General features: G+C 53.6%; 1 protein-coding gene and 1 pseudogene. Both read right to left on the bottom strand.

Features of this window, described 5'->3' with window-relative positions:
• Positions 1–361, bottom strand: a pseudogene (locus G6M89_RS22080) (hypothetical protein); the annotation flags it as partial.
• A 93-nt stretch (positions 362–454) separates the two neighbouring features.
• Positions 455–651: hypothetical protein (locus G6M89_RS22075; RefSeq protein ID WP_165164051.1), on the bottom strand; the 197-nt coding region annotated here is incomplete at its 5' end.

The following is a 651-nucleotide window of genomic DNA, read 5'->3' as shown; positions in this document are numbered from 1 at the left end:
TCTCGAGGGGATCGAGTCCAAGGTAGACGTTCGTTCGGTACAGTACCAGATCCTCGGACTGGGCGTCAGCCGGTGGCTGAATGACTGGATCGTAGCTATCATCGTGATGACTTTTCAGTTGCTGATAGAGATCGCCGAAGTACTCCTCAAACTCCTCAAGGTCCATCTCGGCGACAGCGAGTCGGACAGCATTGATTCGTTCGGGGTGAATCCGTGGCGGCACCGTGTCGTACCCGCGTTCCTGGTAGACGTAATACTGTGCGAAACGGCGGGCCTGCTCGACGTATTCGTTTCCTTCGTTAGTCCTCTTTGCTGCCTTATCTGGATATCCATCCTGCCCGTGGCCTCGTATTTTCCCCACATGTTCAATAGCTATTTTGTGTTCTTCATCGTTGTTGTCAACAACTCTTACGCCGATCCATTCTTCTTTTTCCTCAATTATTTCGCCTAGCATTTATTTGTCGCCAGGATAGCCTTCGGTATCGGTTCCAGAAGACCGTCCACTGAAGAATTCATCAAGATACTGCTTAACGAACCCGGAGACCTGCTTCATCCAGTCCGGGGACATCTCTTTGGCGGCGTGTGCCACGTCAGGTCCCCGATGCTGGGCGTAGGCAGTCGTGGCAGCGGTCGACGCTGCGGAGACGCCGG

Source organism: Natronolimnobius sp. AArcel1 (genome assembly GCF_011043775.1).
Taxonomy (GTDB): domain Archaea; phylum Halobacteriota; class Halobacteria; order Halobacteriales; family Natrialbaceae; genus Natronolimnobius.
This window is presented reverse-complemented; position numbering and strand designations above follow the sequence as displayed.